Here is a 14,226-nt window from a genome sequence, read left to right as displayed (position 1 = left end):
GGCTGCCAGCGGTAGTGGCCGACGGCGCAACGGCAGCCGGTCCCGGGGGGTGAGGGCGACCGGTTCGCTCAACGGTCCTGGACCAATTGAGCATCGCGCAGCCGTTCGACAACGGCCGCGACATCCCGTCCGACCTGCTCCGGGTCCGCCTGGTGGCGCTCGGCCAGTTGGGAGGCGATTTCGGAGGCCTCGTGACCGTCGAGCAGCCGACGCAGGACGAATGCGCCGGTCGCGTTGAGCTGCCAGTACCCACCGGTACGCTCGTTGAGCAGCACAATGCCGTCCCGGGCGTCGGCGCGGGTGTCGGCGTCGGTTCCGGTGTCGGTTTCGGCGTCGGTGATGGAGACGTCAGGGTGAAGCCGCAGCGTCATCGGACCCCTTGGAGCGGTGCGTTCGGTGAATCGGCGGGTGGCTCGCAGCCATGCCTCGCAGCCGATCAGGTTCTCCACGTGTGCTGTCGCGGTGATGTCGGCGCGGGGCGCGTGCAGTTGCCGGTGCAGGGCATCGACATCGAGCAGGCCACGCTCGGCCAGTGCCGAGTCGGCGAACAGCGCCAGAACGGCGCCTCGGTGCGTACGCAGTCCGTCGCGGGCCTCCGCACTGAACTCCCCCTTGGTCGCACGGTCGCGCACCGTCTCCGGCAGGATGCCGCGCATCGCTTCGGACAGCAGCGCCTTGTACCGCCAGGGGGTTCCGCGCTCGTGCACGCGGACCGACAGAACGGCTTCGACCACCCGGTCGTCCAGGTAGGGCAGGTCCAGATGGACGCCCGAGTCGGCGAACATCCCGGCCAGTTGCCGATGGTCGGCCACCGACGAGCGCAGGACCAGCAGGGCCTGGTGCTGGCCCGGGTCGTCGGCCAGCGGGACTGCTTCGTCAGCCGTACGGAGCAGAGCCGTGCGCGCCGCTTCCACAGCGAGGGCCGTGGCGGATTCGGAGGCGCGGATCGGGTCCATCCCCCAGCCCAGTACCGGGCGGCGGTCGTCGGCGTCCGACGGCTCGGTCAGGCGCCGAGCCTGGGCCCGCCACCAACTGCGCACGGTGCCGGGGAAGGCGAGGCCGGCCAGTGTGGCGCCCAGCGGCCACCGGGCCAGCGAGCGGAACGCGCGGATGTACCGCAGCGCGGTGACAGGGTTCCGTAGCGCCAATCGGTGCAGGTACCCGTGGGAGGGCAGGAACAGTTCGTCACCGCCGTACCCGGACAGGTGCCAATGGTAGCCGCGCTGCGCCAGCATCCGGCTGATGTGCCGCATTCTGGCGTCGGTACGGGAGAAGATCACGGGTTGTTCGGTGTCGCACGTCAGGCCCGGCTCGGCGAACAGCTCCGGCAAGTCCTCCTGAGCGACGACCAGGTGCTCGGCCCCGGGCAGACGACGTGCCGCGTGGGCTGCGAACACCGCGTCGTCGTTGCCGGCTTCCGCTTCGGCGACACGAAAGGTCAGCAGCTCGGACGCGTGCGGCGCGGCCAGGAAGCACAGCGACGTGGAATCCAGCCCTCCGGACAGGTCGGCGCTCATCCTCCGGCCCTGTCGCCCCCGCAGGGCGTCGGTCAGCGCTTCGCGTACGACTGCGGCGCCCTCCGACAGCGACAGCGCGGGTGCCGGCGGAGTCCACCAACGCACCACCCGCGCGCGGCCCCGGTCCAGCACGAGACAGTGGTCCGGCGGCACGGGGAAGACATCGCGCCACATGCTCTGTTCGCCCAAAGGGGGCGGCAGCACGCCGCCGCAGACCACCCGCACCGCGAGAGCCTGCTCGTCCACGCCGCGGCCGGTGATCTCCGCCAGCACATCTGCCCGGGCGGCGACCAGCACGTCTCCGGCTGCCCGGGTGTGGAAGACCTTCCGCAGCCCGGACAGGCTGCCCTGCACGCGTACTTCGTTCCCGACCGAGGCCACCAGGTGGAAGCTGCCGGGCAGCCGCCGGGCCATCTCGTCGATGTCCTGCACCGAGCGGACCCGGCCGGCCAGTGCTTCCAGCCGGACGGTGGTGACCGGGCAGAACCCGATCACCACCACTGCCACCCGGCCCGCTGTCACCCGCAGCACCGGCTCCGGCGCCCCCAGCTGGATCACCCAGGGACGGCCCGAGCGGTACCGCACCACCTCGCCGGCACGCGGGACGACAAGCGTCGCCGCGCGCTCGGCGGTGTCGGTGTCGGGAAGGACAACGAACCCGGGTGCCACTGTCACCAGCGCCAGGCCCGGGGCCGGAAGTCGTGCCAGGGACCGGGGCGGCCAAGGGTGTCCTTGGTGAAGCGGCCGACCTTCTCCAGCATCGGCGGCTCGTACGGCTCCGGCGGCTTCTTCTCGTTCCTCATTTCTCCTCCTGGTGTCACTCGATGTGCCGTTCACGGCGCTTATCAAAAACAGCGTGCACAAGAAAGAGGTAACCCAACAACCCTTGGATAAAGCATTCACCCGACAGAATGACCCATGCCGGTAAATCCCGTTCTCACCGCGTTTACCCGCGGCACCGATGACACAGTTTTCCCACCGAAGTGGACGACCGAAGGACCAGACCGCACCAGCACACCACGTGCCACATCACGGGAGCGACCCCGTGTGCGCCCCGGCGTGCGCCGGGGATTCCGCCTCGCATTTTCCTTGCTCCCGGAATACCGGTCCCGGTGGTTTCAGCCCACTCGGCGGCGCCTCTCCCTTTGCTTTCTCGGAACCGAAGGGCATGGTGAGAGCGACAGGTACGAAAATGAGGTGAGGCCCGCGGGGAAGGAGGGTTTCACCGAATGGCCGGCCGTCGGGCCGGCCCAGCTCCGGCTCACGTACTCAGGCAGGCGCCACGGCGATGACCACCGACCACCCGAATCCCACGCCTGAAGCCCACGGCCCCCGGCCCTCCCTGACCGGGAGCCGTCCGCACCCCTTCGAGCCCGAGGCGGAGCGCCCACCGCACCCCGCGCCCGCAGTCGTGGCGCGAGGTCTGACCAAGACCTACGGCGAGCGGCGGGCCGTCGACGGAATCGACCTCACCATCGGGCCGGGCGAGATCTTCGGCTTTCTCGGTCCGAACGGGGCCGGCAAGAGCACCACCATCGCCATGCTGTGCGCACTGACGCTGCCCACCGCGGGCCGCGCCCGGGTTGCCGGCGCCGACGTCGTCCGTCAACCGCAACAGGTACGCCGCCAGATCGGCCTGCTGCTCCAGGACACCGCCCTGGACGCGGACATGAGCCTGGCGCGGAATCTGTATCTGCACGCCCGGCTGCATCAACTCCCCCGCCAGCTGGCCCGCGCCCGCACCACCGAAGTGCTCGAACTCGCCGACCTGGCCGACCGGCGCCACCACAAGGTCCGCACCCTCTCCGGCGGCATGCGGCGCCGCCTGGAGATCGCCCGAGCCCTCCTTCACCAGCCCCGCGTCCTCTTCCTGGACGAGCCCACCACCGGCCTGGACCCCCATGCCCGTGCCCGCATCTGGCACCACCTGACCCAGCTGCGCGACCGTACCGGCACGACCCTCTACGTCACCACCCACTATCTGGAAGAAGCCGAACACTGCGACCGCGCCGCCGTCATCGACCACGGCCGCATCGTCGCCGTGGGCACACCGGCCGACCTCAAGGCCCAGATCGGTGAGGACCGCATCCGGCTGCACACCGACAACGACACGGCCGCCGTCGCGGCGCTGCGCGACCTCGGCCTGCGGCCCGCCCGGACCGGTGACGGCCTCACCCTCCGCGTGGCCGACAGCGCACGCACGGTCCCCCTGGTCGTCGCGGCCCTGGCCGACCGTCAGCTCGCCCTGCGGGCACTGACGGTGACGCCCCCCAGCCTGGACGAGGTCTTCTTCCATCACACCGGCCACGGCACCGGCACCGGCACCGATCCTCTGGAGCCGAAATGAGCACACCACCCACCGTCGTGGGCGCTCGGCCCCGGCGCGCGGAGCTGTTGCGCCGTGAACTGCGCACGGTGCACGCGGTCGTCCTCCGCGACCTGCTGCGCACCGTCGGCCAGCCGGTCTACAGCGGCATGATGCTCCTGGAGCCCCTGGTCTTCCTGCTCGCCCTGGGCGGCGGCCTGGCCGCCTTCATCCCGGACACCGCTGTCGGCGGGGACTACACCACCTACCTCTTCCCCGGCATTCTCGTCATGACCATCCAGATGCCCACCTTCGGTGTCGGCGCCCGTCTGATCGTCGACCGGGCCAGCGGACATCTCCGCGAGACCCTCATGGCTCCGGCCCACCGCCCGACCCTGCTGGTCGGCATGTGCCTGGGCGGCACCACCGTAGCCACCGCCCAGGGAACCCTGCTCCTGTCCTTGGCAGGCACCGCGCACCTCCCGTATCGGCCGGCCCTGCTCGCAGGGCTGCTGGGCGTCCTGGTGCTGGCCGCCTTCACTCTCACTGCGGTGACCATCGCTCTGGCCGTGGCCATCCGGACGCCGGAAACCTTCGAAGTCGTCCTGAGCTTGGCCATGACTCCCCTGCTCTTCCTCTCGGGGGCGTTCTTTCCGCTCACCAAGCTCCCCGACTGGCTCGCCGCCCTCGCCGCGCTCAACCCCCTCAGCTACGCGGTCGACCTTCTCCACCGCACCATCGAGGCCACCACCTCCCACACCGCCACATACACCGGTGTCCGCTGGGCGGATTGGACGCCCCCTGCCCTGCTGGAACTCGCGCTCGTCGCCCTGCTCGGCCTCGTCGCCCTCACCGCAGCCGCCCGTCGCTTCTCCCGCACCCCATAGCGGGGCCTCCCGACGGGGGGGAGTCAGAGGCGGTGGCCGTGGCCGGGTCCGCCGCCCGCGCCGCGCGCGGCGAAGCGGGACGGTGGCATGCCGAAGGCGCGTGTGAAGGCGGCGGTGAACGCGGCCGGGGACGCGTAGCCGAGGTGGCCGGCGACTTCGCTGACGGACGCGGTGCGCAGCAGCGGGACGGCCGCGAGCAGGCGGGCGCGAGCCCGCCAGACAGCAGGACTGTCGCCGGCCTCCGAGCGGAAGCGCCGGGTGAAGGACCGTTCGCTCATGGCCGTCCGCGCGGCCCAGGTGGCGTTGGTGACGCCGACGTCCGGGGCAGCGAGGTACTCGCGGCAGAGTGCCGCGAGCTCGGGGATGGCGGGGATCGCCACATGGAACGGCAGGGGCGTGCGTGCGGCGATCTCGTGCAGGAGGAGCGCGGCGATGTGTCCCTCCCGCCCGGAGAGGCTGTAGTGGGCCTCGAACTCGACGGCTGCCGACAGAAGTTCGCGCAGCAGTGACGGTACGTCCACCACCGTGCAGGTGGCGGGCCACCAGGGGACGGCGTCCGGCTCGATGTACAGGCTCCGGGTGCTCACGCCCAGCATCCGCACCCGGTGCCGGGTGGCGGCCGGGATCAGGACGGCGCGCTCGGGCGGAACGGTCCAGGTGCCCTCGTCGGTGTCGACGACCATGACGCCGGTGGCGCCGTAGAGGAACTGCGCGCGCCGGTGCTCGTGCCACTCCAGCAGGTGGCCGGGAGGGTAGTCGGTGCCGATCGGCAGCACGGCCCGGTCCACGTGGTCGACGCTGTCGAGAGGAACGTTCTTCACCCTGCCAGCGTACTGGCCGAGTCACGAAAGAAACGTGCCGACCTTCGCATGCGAGAAGGCCCCTGCCGCTGGTGGGGTGGCTCCGTGGACGTTTTGACTTTGACAGGGATCGGGCTCCTCACCGGGGTGACGACGGTGGTGTTCGGGTTCGGCGGCGGGTTCGTCGCCGTCCCGGTCGTGGTGTGGGCGGATGCCGCGCTGGGCGCGGACGCGGTACGGGTGGCCACGGCAACCTCGGCCCTGGTGATGGTGGTGAACGCGGGATTCGCGACGGCCGTCACACCCCGGCGGATACTGGCCGCCCTGCGCGGCAGCGGCACACTGCTCCTCCTGCTGGCGGTGGGCGCCTCGGTCGGTGCTCTCGCCACCCGCGTCGCGCCGCCCGCGCCGACCCGCTGGGCGTTCGTCGGCTACGTCGCCCTCACCGCCGCCGATCTGCTGCTTCGGCCCGGCTTCCTCCGCCCTCCCACCCGACCCGGGGGCTTCGCCGACGGGTCGCGGCCACTGCCGGTCGTCCTCGGCGCACCGGTCGGCGCGATAGCGGCCTTCCTCGGCGTAGGGGGCAGCGTCATGACCGTCCCCGCGATGCGGCGGGCCGGGCACACGATGCACGTCGCGACCGCGCTGGCCAACCCCCTCACCCTCGCCATCGCCCTCCCGGCCACGGCGGTCTCCCTGAGTGCCGCCACCGTGCCGTCCGCAGTACATACGCAGATGCATCTGGTGGGTCTCGTCGACGCCCGCGCCGCCGCGGCGCTGCTTGTCGGGGCTCTGCCGGTGATCGCCGTGCTGCGGCGGCGCCCGCTGCGGATACCGGACCGTCCGTACGCCTGGGCGTACATCGGGCTCCTGGTGATGGTGGCGGTAGCGATGCTGCCGTGGAGCTAGGGAGCTGAGCTCGCCGCCCCAGGCCCGGGTCCCGACCGGTGCGGAATGACCAACTCCATTGTGTCCAGGGCGTCTTGGTCGTGTCGCAGAGCTGTCAGGGCACCCTGTTCCCGGCACGCCGGGCGGACGAGTTGCAGTAATGTCACTCAGCGTCAGTCACAACAGATCGAACGGGGGAACGATTCGATGGTGACCAGCACATCGCGCCGCATGGCGGCCGTCGCGCTCGTCAGCGCGGCTCTCGTGACCGGAGGGGCCACCTCCAGCTACGCGGCGCAGAACACCGGCGCGGGAACGTCCGGGGCGCAGGCGACGACCACCGAGCGGCAGGGCTCCGACAAGGGACTCGCCGCCCGCTGGGCCAGCTGCACCGCCCAGGTCAACAACCCGCACTGGTCGAAGAAGGGCAAGTCCGTCATCTTCAAGACCCGCGTCACCTGCGCGGGGAACATCGCCCGCGTGCATGTGAAGGTGACGGGCAAGCTGTACCGCAAGAGCGGCTCCAAGTGGAAGGCCGTCGCAGGATCCGGCGAGACCAAGGTCAAGGCCACGAACGGCTCGGTGTCGACCTACTACACCCCGAAGCCCAGCGGCAAGAAGGTAACGTTGGACGGCACCTACAAGGGGCAGATCACCGTACAGATCACCTCACCGTTCCCGGGCACCAAGGGGAAGGCGTCCTCCAAGGCCGTCAAGGTGAACACTCCGGGCAAGTGAGCGTATGAACTGGGAAGTCCGACTGGAGCTCGAAGCCTCGCGCGCGGGGCTCGACCCCGACGTCCTGGCCGCACACCTCGCACAGTGGTTCGCGGCCCAGGGCGTGGCGGCCCTCCCCCAGTTGACCGTCACCGATGAGGGCCACGCCGAGACGGTGGGGGCGAACTTCACCCTCTCCGCGGACACACCCGGCCAGGCCCTGGACGAGGCGACGCGCCTGCTGAGGGAGGCCGCCGCGGACTCCGCAATCCCGGTGGGCCCACTGTACGAAGCCCAGCTCGAACGGGCCTAGGCAGTTCGCCCGGCTCGCCGGCTCGTCGGTCGGGCCGGCGGAGTCCACCGGTCGCCAGCTGAACGGCCCGGGGCCCCTGTTGGGACCCCGGGCTCCGGAGTTCAACGGCGCGGACGAGTCGGACAGTAATACGTTCGTCCGCCGATCCCGGCCGGCCTTACCGTGCCGCAGTGGACCTCTTCTCCCGCTCTTGGGCAGCGTTGCGCACAGCTGTCGCCGACCTCCCGGACGAGGACTTCGAACGGCCGTCCGGCTGTACCGGCTGGCTCGTGCGGGACCTGGTGTGCCACCTGGTCATCGACGCCCAGGACGTACTGATCACCCTGGTCACACCCACCCGATCCGAACCGACCGCGAACGCGGTCACCTACTGGGACTTCGTCGAACCGCCAACAGGCGAGGACCCGCTCGATGCGCTGATCCCCCGGCTGGCCGGTGCCTACGGCGAGCCCCGGTTGCTCAAGTTCCACCTCGAGGACGTCGGTTCCGCCGCGGGCCGCGCCGCCGAACTCGCCGATCCGACCGTCCGCGTCAGCACCAAGGACAAGGTCCTGACCATCGGCGACTTCCTCTCCGCTTACGTGCTCGAATGGACTCTGCACCATCTCGATCTGACCGCGCAGCTGCCTCGGCCGCCGGACCGCCCGCCGAGACCCTCGCAGCAGCACGGCTGTCGCTGGAGGACATCACCGGATTCGCGTTTCCCGTCTCGTTCTCCGACGAGGACGCGCTGCTGGTCGGCACCGGACGTCGTACACCGACCGACGAGGAGACGGCCGCGCTGGGTGAGCTCGCCGTGCAGCTCCCGCTCGTCCTCGGCTGAACGTCTCGTCACCGTGCGTGCCGTGCTGCGCCGCGCCGCGCCGCGCCGGAAACGGCCGGGTGGAGGTGGCCGGTCGGCGGGCTCCGCGCTGCCCATGCCGCGCGCAGCCCCGCCGTCCAGCTGCCCGGTCGTGCCGGGGGCCCCGATCAGTCGTACGAGATGTCGGACTCGGAGTAGCGGCAGGTGGTGCCGTCCGGACCGCTGCCGATCTCCTCCGGCTCGTCGCCGGTGTCGTTGCCCTTGTAGCGGACGCAGGGCTCGATCTTCTTGTCGGAGTCGCCGTGGATACGCACGTCACGGAGGGTCGCGGTGTCGCCGTAGTTGGCGTTGACGCCGACGATGGACTTGCCGGGTGCCGTGATGTCCACATTCTTGACGGTGATGGACCGCTTGTACTGAGTGGAGCAGTTGCCGCAGGAGCGCACCAGCTTGCCGAAGTCGGAGACCTGGAAGCCGGATACCGTCAGCGAGCCCGCGCCGTTGAACTGGAAGACCTTGTCGTCGGCCTTGCGCGCGCCACCCCCGGTGACGGTGTAGCGGGCGGAGGAGGAGTCGTCCTTGAAGGAGGCCGCGTCCTCGCCGACGTCCTCCCACCACACGTTCTCCAGGGTGCAGCTGCCCATGCAGTGCACGCCGTCGGAGGCGGGCTTGCCCAGTACCACGTTCTTCAGGACCGCGCCGTCCTCCAGCTTGAAGATCGGGTCCTTGCCTTCGCCCTGGTCACCGCCGCCGAGGTCGCCCTCGCCGTAGAAGCGCTTCATCTCGCCGTCGTAGGTGCCGGAGACCGGGATGGTCTCGGACACCGGCTCCTCGCCCTGCGGTTCGGGCCACTCGGTGGCGGCCCCCGCCGAGGTCACGGAGGTGCTGAGCAGAGCGGCGCCGGTCAGCGCGACGGTGGCGACCGTCCCGGCCAGGGCGGCGCGGCGGCTGGTGCGGCGCTTGTGCAGTGCGGTTCTCATCGTCGGACGTCCTTCTGTGAGGGGCGTTGTGGGGGGCAAGTGCGGGTCAGCGGCTGGTGACGTCGAACTGACGGGTGAGGAAGTCGAGGCCGCCGGGCGAGGAGGTGATCTCGTACCCGAACTGGACGTCGCCGATGGTCTCGTCGCCCCACCAGCCCTTGGCGTCCTTCAGCCAGCGGAGAATCGGCAGGATGTCGACGGTGCCCTGCGACGAGTCGGAGGTGCGCAGGAACGAGAAGACCTGGTTGGAGCCGTTGTCGCCCTTGTAGACCTGCCAGGTGTGCCCGCCGAGGGAGACCGTGCCCTGTGGTGAACCGATGGGGCCGACCGCACCGTGCTGGTTGACCCACAGCATGACCTCGTAGTCGTGGTCGCTGTCCCAGATGTCGTACGAGGTGTTGTAGGCGCCGGCCTCCGGGACGTTCACCCGGTAGCTGCTGCTGAGCGAGGAGAGTTCACCGATGCGTTTGCCGACGACCTTCTTGGCGTTCGGGTAGGACTTGATGCCACTGGTGGCGGGGTGGTCGGCATGCACCCGCCAGTCCGACGCCGAGTTGGCCTCGATGGTCTGCGAGCCGGCTCCCTGGCCCCAGATGTTGTTGTAGAGGGTGTAGCCGTCGGACGTCTGCCAGCTGCCCCAGCGGTCCGAGGAGGACCAGGCGGCGGCGTGCGCCGGTACCGCCGCCAGACCGAGCAGCGCGGCTGACGCCGCAGCGGGTGCCAGGAGGAGGGTCGAGCGTCTGCGGAGCCTGTGTCGCTTCTGCCGTGTCGGCTGAGTTCTCCGTGCCATGAGGAGCGCCTTTCGGTGTCGTTCGGTGCCGTTCGTGTCGTTCGGGGCCCGCTCGTCGTCGTTCGCCGGTCCGCTGTCCGGCGGCGGTCCGGTCCGGCATGCCCCGGAGCAGTCACCGGCCGGCAGCCGGTGCTGTCTGCTCTCTTGTTGCCGCCGACGCGCGAGAGGTTGCCGTCCTGGCGCACGTTTTCCAGGAGCGCCGTCATCGGTCGTGGAGCAGTCAGCGGACTGCCGAGGGGAACCGACGACGCACTGGCCGCCCTCTCTCCTCTTCTCCTCAGCCGTACTCGGGCTGTTCGGAGGGTTTGTCGTACCTACACCTTGACTTGGTACAGACCAATACGGTTGAGTTCCCCCGCCCCCTACGAATGAAGGAGTGCGCCAGTGTCGAAGAGACGCGTCATGGCGCTGCTGACCGCGTTGGTGGTCGGATGCGCAGTATGGTTTGTCATGCCCACGACTTCCCAGGCGACGACAGTGAAGTCGTCGAAGGGCACGGCAGCGGAATTCGTCGTGAGCGAAGCGCAGTTCAATCAGATGTTCCCGAACCGGAACTCCTTCTACACCTACAGCGGCCTGACAGCGGCCCTGGACGCCTACCCGGCCTTCGCCAACACCGGCAGTGACACCGTCAAGAGGCAGGAGGCCGCCGCGTTCCTGGCCAACGTCAGCCACGAAACCGGCGGTCTGGTCCACATCGTGGAGCAGAACGAGAGCAACTACCCCCACTACTGCGACGCCAACCAGCCGTACGGCTGCCCCGCGGGCCAGGCCGCCTACTACGGCCGCGGCCCCATCCAGCTCAGCTGGAACTTCAACTACAAGGCGGCGGGCGACGCGTTGGGCATCGACCTGCTCAACGACCCGTACAAGGTGGAACGCGACGCCGCGGTCTCCTGGAAGACCGCCCTGTGGTACTGGAACACCCAGAGCGGCCCCGGCACGATGACCCCGCACAACGCCATGGTCAACGGCGCCGGTTTCGGCGAGACCATCCGCGCGATCAACGGCGCGCTGGAGTGCAACGGCGGAAATCCGGGCCAGGTGCAGAGCCGGATCGACAAGTACCGGCACTTCACCCGGATACTGGGCGTACCCACGGGTGCGAACCTGAGCTGCTGAGCGGCTCACCCCTCGGCGGCCCGACGGAAGCAGCCCAGGTCGCAATCGTCCGACCTGGGCTGCGCCGCTGCCGCTGCAGGCGCAGCGACCGTACGGAGGCCGGTAGCCGGCACGTGGGGCCTACCGCCTGTTCAGCTCCTTCGAGGGAATATCCCGAGGCGACGTTTCCGAATCCCGCCTCAGGCGTAGATCAGTAACGCTCCGATCCTCACTGATCACGCCTCGAAGGAGACACTTGTGCATGACGTGAAACGCCGGGTACCGCTGCTGGTCGGCGCCGCACTGCTCGTGGGAGGAGCTTCGATCCCCGCCCAGGCGGTCGACACCGCCCCGCATACCGTGCGCGTGGCCAAGGGACAGGGCAAGGAGGCGTGCTCCTGGGGTGTCGTATGCCTCTACGAGAACGCCGACCGGAACAATGGGGCCAACGCCCCGATGCTGCTGACGAATCAGAACATCCCCCGACTGGGCAAATACGCGTTCGACAACAAGGCCGGCTCTGTCTGCAACCACACCACCCGACCGGTCCGCGTCTACGAGCGCGCCGGTTACAAAGGTCCGTCCGAGACCGTCAAACCCGCCGGCTGCAAGAACGTACGCGCCTCGTTCGACGACAAGGCGTCATCACTCAGGTTCACGTCCTGATCCGAAGCGCCCCACTGCCCACGGACCGCAGGCCGGGCGCCGGGCGCCCGGCGCCGCGCACCGGAGCTTCCCGCAGTGACGTCCGTCGGGGCGCCGCACCACGCCGCTTCCGCGCGGCGACCGGAGACGCAGGGCAGCCGACCCCGGCCCGAAGGGGCACCGACGGCTCCGCAACCCGCCCGCGGCAATCGCCGTACCAGCGTGGACGCCGCCCGGGGTGGTACTTGAGGAGGACATTCCCAGATCAGCACCTGTGGGGACGGCAAACCACTGTCGGCTGCCTACTGTGGGCGGCATGAGCGACCAGACCCGGACCGCGAAGGCGGCCGCCCCAGCGGAGACCGAGACCGCCCTCGTCTTCAGCGTCCTGAAGACAGTGCACCAGGACCTGTTCGAGGGCGCCTTCGCATCACGCCCGCTGCCGCCGCGCCCCGAGCCGCGTCCGGGAGACCGGCTGCACCGGCTGCCGGCCGGGATCCGACATCGGACCCGGTGGACGCCGCACGCGCTCGTCGGCGCGACGGCGATGTTCGCCTTCCTCATAGGGCTGGCCAAGGGCATGGAGTTCGGCTCCCTAGGCGGTGCCGTCACGTTCACCACCTGCTGTCTGGCCGCCGTGCCCATCGCCTTGGTCCTCCTCAGGCCCGTCGGCGCCTACTGGATCTCCTACAGCGGTGTTCTGCTGTCCCTGTTGCACGGCCAGGAGTGGGCCATGCTGTCCCTGCTGTGCCATGTGGTGGTGATGGTGCTGGTGGTGCTGCGCACCCGGCCGCGACTGGCTGCGGAAATGTGGTCGTTGACCTTGCTGAGCGGTTCCCTGCTGTCGGCGCTCAGGCCGGGCACGGAGAGCAGCGATCTCCCGCAGTTCGCGGTGGCCTCGGCCGTGCTGCTGGTCGCCGCCGGAGCCGTGCGGGCCTGGCGGCAGGAACGGCGGCACGTCGTGGCCTCGGAGACGGTCAAGGAACAAGAACGCGCCCAGCGCACCGTGCTGGAGGAACGCGCCACCATCGCCCGCGAACTGCACGACGTGGTCGCGCACCATATGTCCGTCATCGCCATCCAGGCGGAGGCGGCGCCGTACCGGGTCGATCAGACACCTCCCGAACTGGCCACCTCGTTCGCCACCATCCGCGAGAACGCCGTCGCCGCCCTCACCGAACTGCGTCGCATCCTCGGTGTCGTACGCTCCGGCGACCCCGATCCGTTCGCCGAGACGGACCCCGAAGCACCCCAGCCGACCCTGGCCGATCTCGACACGTTGCTCGAGAGCGTGTGCTCGACAGGGCTGGACGCCGAGGCCGTCGTCACTGGGGCGGTGCGGCCGCTGCCGCAGGGTGTCGAGCTGTCCGCGTACCGCCTCGTGCAGGAAGCCCTCAGCAATGTGCTGCGGCACTCGCCCGGCGCCTCCGCACGGGTGGAGGTCGCCTATGTCCTCGGCGGGCTCGGGCTGCGCATCGTCAACGGCAGCCCCGACCGCCCCGCCACCCCCTCTCCGGGCGCCGGGCACGGGGTGCTCGGTATGCGCGAACGGGTCCAGGTGCTGGGCGGAGAGATGACGGCCGGACCGACCGACGACGGCGGCTACGAGGTCGCCGCCTTCCTGCCCGTCCACACGCCGGCTTCGGGCTCTTCGGCCGACGGTGGCGTCGCGGCGGAAGCGGGAGACGGCAAGGAGGTCGCCGCGTGATCCGGGTGCTCATCGTCGACGACCAGGCCATGGTCCGCGAAGGCTTCTCGGTGCTGCTCGGCGCCATGCCCGGGATAGAGGTGATCGGAGAGGCCGAGGACGGGCACCAGGCGGTGGAGAAGGTCGCAGCGTTGCGCCCCGATGTCGTCCTGATGGACGTGCGCATGCCCCGGATGAACGGGCTGGAGGCCACTCGGGAGATCGTGGCCGCGGACAGCGAGGCGAAGGTGCTGATCCTGACCACCTACGACCTGGACGAGTACGTCTACCGGGCGCTGCGGGCGGGCGCCAGCGGCTTTCTGCTCAAGGACGCCCCGGCCGAGCGGCTGGCGGAGGGCGTGCGGGTCGTGGCGAGCGGCGAGGCCCTGCTCGCGCCGACCGTCACCAGACGGCTGCTGGCCGAGTTCTCCAAGCTCGGTGCCCCGCGTGCGCGGACACACGAACGCGTCGAGGACCTCACCGAACGGGAGACGGAGGTCCTCGTGCTCGTCGCGCAGGGCCTGTCCAACAGTGAGATCGCCTCCCGTCTCGTCGTCGCCGAGTCGACCGTCAAGACACACGTCGGGCGGGTGCTGGTCAAGCTGGGGCTGCGGGACCGGACGCAGGCGGTGGTGTTCGCGTACGAGGAGCGGTTGGTGACGCCGGGCGGCTGAGCTTCTCCCCCTCGCCGTCGGCTTGATGTGGGCCGAGGCCTGGTGCCGCTCAGAGGGGGTCGAGGAGAGCTGCGGAGCGGATGAGGGCATCGGCGGCGACGGTGCAGCGCTGGGCGAGGT

Annotated in this window: 14 protein-coding genes and 1 pseudogene; 10 read left to right on the top strand and 5 right to left on the bottom strand. The window is 70.0% G+C overall.

The window, feature by feature from the left end; translation table 11 throughout:
• Positions 1–68: 68 nt before the first annotated feature.
• Both KBY19_RS37055 and KBY19_RS33605 read right to left on the bottom strand, forming a co-directional pair.
• Positions 69–2,192 carry a lasso peptide biosynthesis PqqD family chaperone gene (locus tag KBY19_RS37055; RefSeq protein WP_307843689.1) on the bottom strand — a complete coding sequence of 708 codons (2,124 nt, stop codon included), beginning with the start codon at positions 2,190–2,192 and terminating at the stop codon, positions 69–71.
• A complete protein-coding gene (locus KBY19_RS33605; RefSeq protein ID WP_210967343.1) occupies positions 2,189–2,320 on the bottom strand; it encodes a lasso RiPP family leader peptide-containing protein in 132 nt (43 codons plus the stop codon). The genes KBY19_RS37055 and KBY19_RS33605 overlap by 4 nt, the downstream gene beginning before the upstream one ends.
• 485 nt (positions 2,321–2,805) lie before the next feature.
• On the opposite strand from KBY19_RS33605, the gene KBY19_RS33600 reads away from it, so the two are divergent.
• Both KBY19_RS33600 and KBY19_RS33595 read left to right on the top strand, forming a co-directional pair.
• Positions 2,806–3,864 carry an ATP-binding cassette domain-containing protein gene (locus KBY19_RS33600; protein ID WP_210967342.1) on the top strand — a complete coding sequence of 353 codons (1,059 nt, stop codon included), beginning with the start codon at positions 2,806–2,808 and terminating at the stop codon, positions 3,862–3,864.
• Entirely contained in the window at positions 3,861–4,709 is an 849-nt protein-coding gene (locus KBY19_RS33595; RefSeq protein WP_210967341.1) for an ABC transporter permease, read from the top strand. Before KBY19_RS33600 ends, KBY19_RS33595 begins: the two co-directional genes overlap by 4 nt.
• 23 nt (positions 4,710–4,732) lie before the next feature.
• On the opposite strand, the gene KBY19_RS33590 is transcribed toward KBY19_RS33595, so the two are convergent.
• Positions 4,733–5,530 (bottom strand): helix-turn-helix domain-containing protein, encoded by a 798-nt coding sequence (locus KBY19_RS33590; RefSeq protein WP_099877437.1) that lies wholly within the window; start codon positions 5,528–5,530, stop codon positions 4,733–4,735.
• 84 nt (positions 5,531–5,614) lie between these two features.
• On the opposite strand from KBY19_RS33590, the gene KBY19_RS33585 reads away from it, so the two are divergent.
• From KBY19_RS33585 to KBY19_RS33570, 4 genes and pseudogenes are all read left to right on the top strand, one after another.
• Positions 5,615–6,418 (top strand): sulfite exporter TauE/SafE family protein, encoded by an 804-nt coding sequence (locus KBY19_RS33585; protein ID WP_210967340.1) that lies wholly within the window; start codon positions 5,615–5,617, stop codon positions 6,416–6,418.
• Between the two features lie 186 nt (positions 6,419–6,604).
• Positions 6,605–7,135: a hypothetical protein gene (locus KBY19_RS33580; RefSeq protein ID WP_210967339.1), complete on the top strand. Its 531-nt coding sequence runs from the start codon at positions 6,605–6,607 to the stop codon at positions 7,133–7,135.
• Positions 7,136–7,139: 4 nt separating this feature from the next.
• Positions 7,140–7,427, top strand: a complete 288-nt coding sequence (locus KBY19_RS33575; RefSeq protein ID WP_099877446.1) for a hypothetical protein — start codon at positions 7,140–7,142, stop codon at positions 7,425–7,427.
• A 170-nt stretch (positions 7,428–7,597) separates the two neighbouring features.
• Positions 7,598–8,250, top strand: a pseudogene (locus tag KBY19_RS33570) (maleylpyruvate isomerase N-terminal domain-containing protein).
• Between the two features lie 146 nt (positions 8,251–8,396).
• Here KBY19_RS33570 and KBY19_RS33565 read toward each other — a convergent pair.
• Positions 8,397–9,209 (bottom strand): pectate lyase, encoded by an 813-nt coding sequence (locus tag KBY19_RS33565; protein ID WP_099877452.1) that lies wholly within the window; start codon positions 9,207–9,209, stop codon positions 8,397–8,399.
• Between the two features lie 46 nt (positions 9,210–9,255).
• Complete coding sequence (locus KBY19_RS33560; protein ID WP_099877455.1) at positions 9,256–9,999, bottom strand: hypothetical protein; 744 nt, start codon at positions 9,997–9,999, stop codon at positions 9,256–9,258.
• Between the two features lie 450 nt (positions 10,000–10,449).
• On the opposite strand from KBY19_RS33560, the gene KBY19_RS33555 reads away from it, so the two are divergent.
• The 4 genes from KBY19_RS33555 to KBY19_RS33540 all read left to right on the top strand — a co-directional run bounded on the left by KBY19_RS33555 (position 10,450) and on the right by KBY19_RS33540 (position 14,106).
• Positions 10,450–11,121, top strand: a complete 672-nt coding sequence (locus tag KBY19_RS33555) for a chitinase (RefSeq protein WP_247691689.1) — start codon at positions 10,450–10,452, stop codon at positions 11,119–11,121.
• A 237-nt stretch (positions 11,122–11,358) separates the two neighbouring features.
• Positions 11,359–11,766, top strand: coding sequence for a peptidase inhibitor family I36 protein (locus KBY19_RS33550; RefSeq protein WP_180289540.1), 408 nt, complete (start codon positions 11,359–11,361; stop codon positions 11,764–11,766).
• 295 nt (positions 11,767–12,061) lie between these two features.
• On the top strand, positions 12,062–13,453 hold the full coding sequence (locus KBY19_RS33545; RefSeq protein WP_210967338.1) for a sensor histidine kinase: 1,392 nt from the start codon (positions 12,062–12,064) through the stop codon (positions 13,451–13,453).
• The gene (locus tag KBY19_RS33540) at positions 13,450–14,106 is read left to right on the top strand and encodes a response regulator transcription factor (RefSeq protein ID WP_099877468.1); all 657 of its coding nucleotides are present in this window, start codon (positions 13,450–13,452) and stop codon (positions 14,104–14,106) included. The genes KBY19_RS33545 and KBY19_RS33540 overlap by 4 nt, the downstream gene beginning before the upstream one ends.
• Positions 14,107–14,226 lie beyond the last annotated feature (120 nt).

Origin of the sequence: Streptomyces sp. B15 (assembly GCF_018070605.1) — a bacterium.
GTDB lineage: Bacteria > Actinomycetota > Actinomycetes > Streptomycetales > Streptomycetaceae > Streptomyces > Streptomyces smyrnaeus.
Note: the sequence above shows the minus strand (reverse complement) of the source record. Positions and strands in the feature narration are given on the sequence as shown.

Bases quoted from the DNA above. Each gene is read 5' to 3' on its own strand.
- KBY19_RS33605 (WP_210967343.1), bottom strand. From the start codon at position 2,320: ATGAGGAACGAGAAGAAGCCGCCGGAGCCGTACGAGCCGCCGATGCTG.
- KBY19_RS33600 (WP_210967342.1), top strand. From the start codon at position 2,806: ATGACCACCGACCACCCGAATCCCACGCCTGAAGCCCACGGCCCCCGG.
- KBY19_RS33595 (WP_210967341.1), top strand. From the start codon at position 3,861: ATGAGCACACCACCCACCGTCGTGGGCGCTCGGCCCCGGCGCGCGGAG.
- KBY19_RS33580 (WP_210967339.1), top strand. From the start codon at position 6,605: ATGGTGACCAGCACATCGCGCCGCATGGCGGCCGTCGCGCTCGTCAGC.
- KBY19_RS33575 (WP_099877446.1), top strand. From the start codon at position 7,140: ATGAACTGGGAAGTCCGACTGGAGCTCGAAGCCTCGCGCGCGGGGCTC.
- KBY19_RS33565 (WP_099877452.1), bottom strand. From the start codon at position 9,209: ATGAGAACCGCACTGCACAAGCGCCGCACCAGCCGCCGCGCCGCCCTG.
- KBY19_RS33560 (WP_099877455.1), bottom strand. From the start codon at position 9,999: ATGGCACGGAGAACTCAGCCGACACGGCAGAAGCGACACAGGCTCCGC.
- KBY19_RS33555 (WP_247691689.1), top strand. From the start codon at position 10,450: ATGCCCACGACTTCCCAGGCGACGACAGTGAAGTCGTCGAAGGGCACG.
- KBY19_RS33545 (WP_210967338.1), top strand. From the start codon at position 12,062: ATGAGCGACCAGACCCGGACCGCGAAGGCGGCCGCCCCAGCGGAGACC.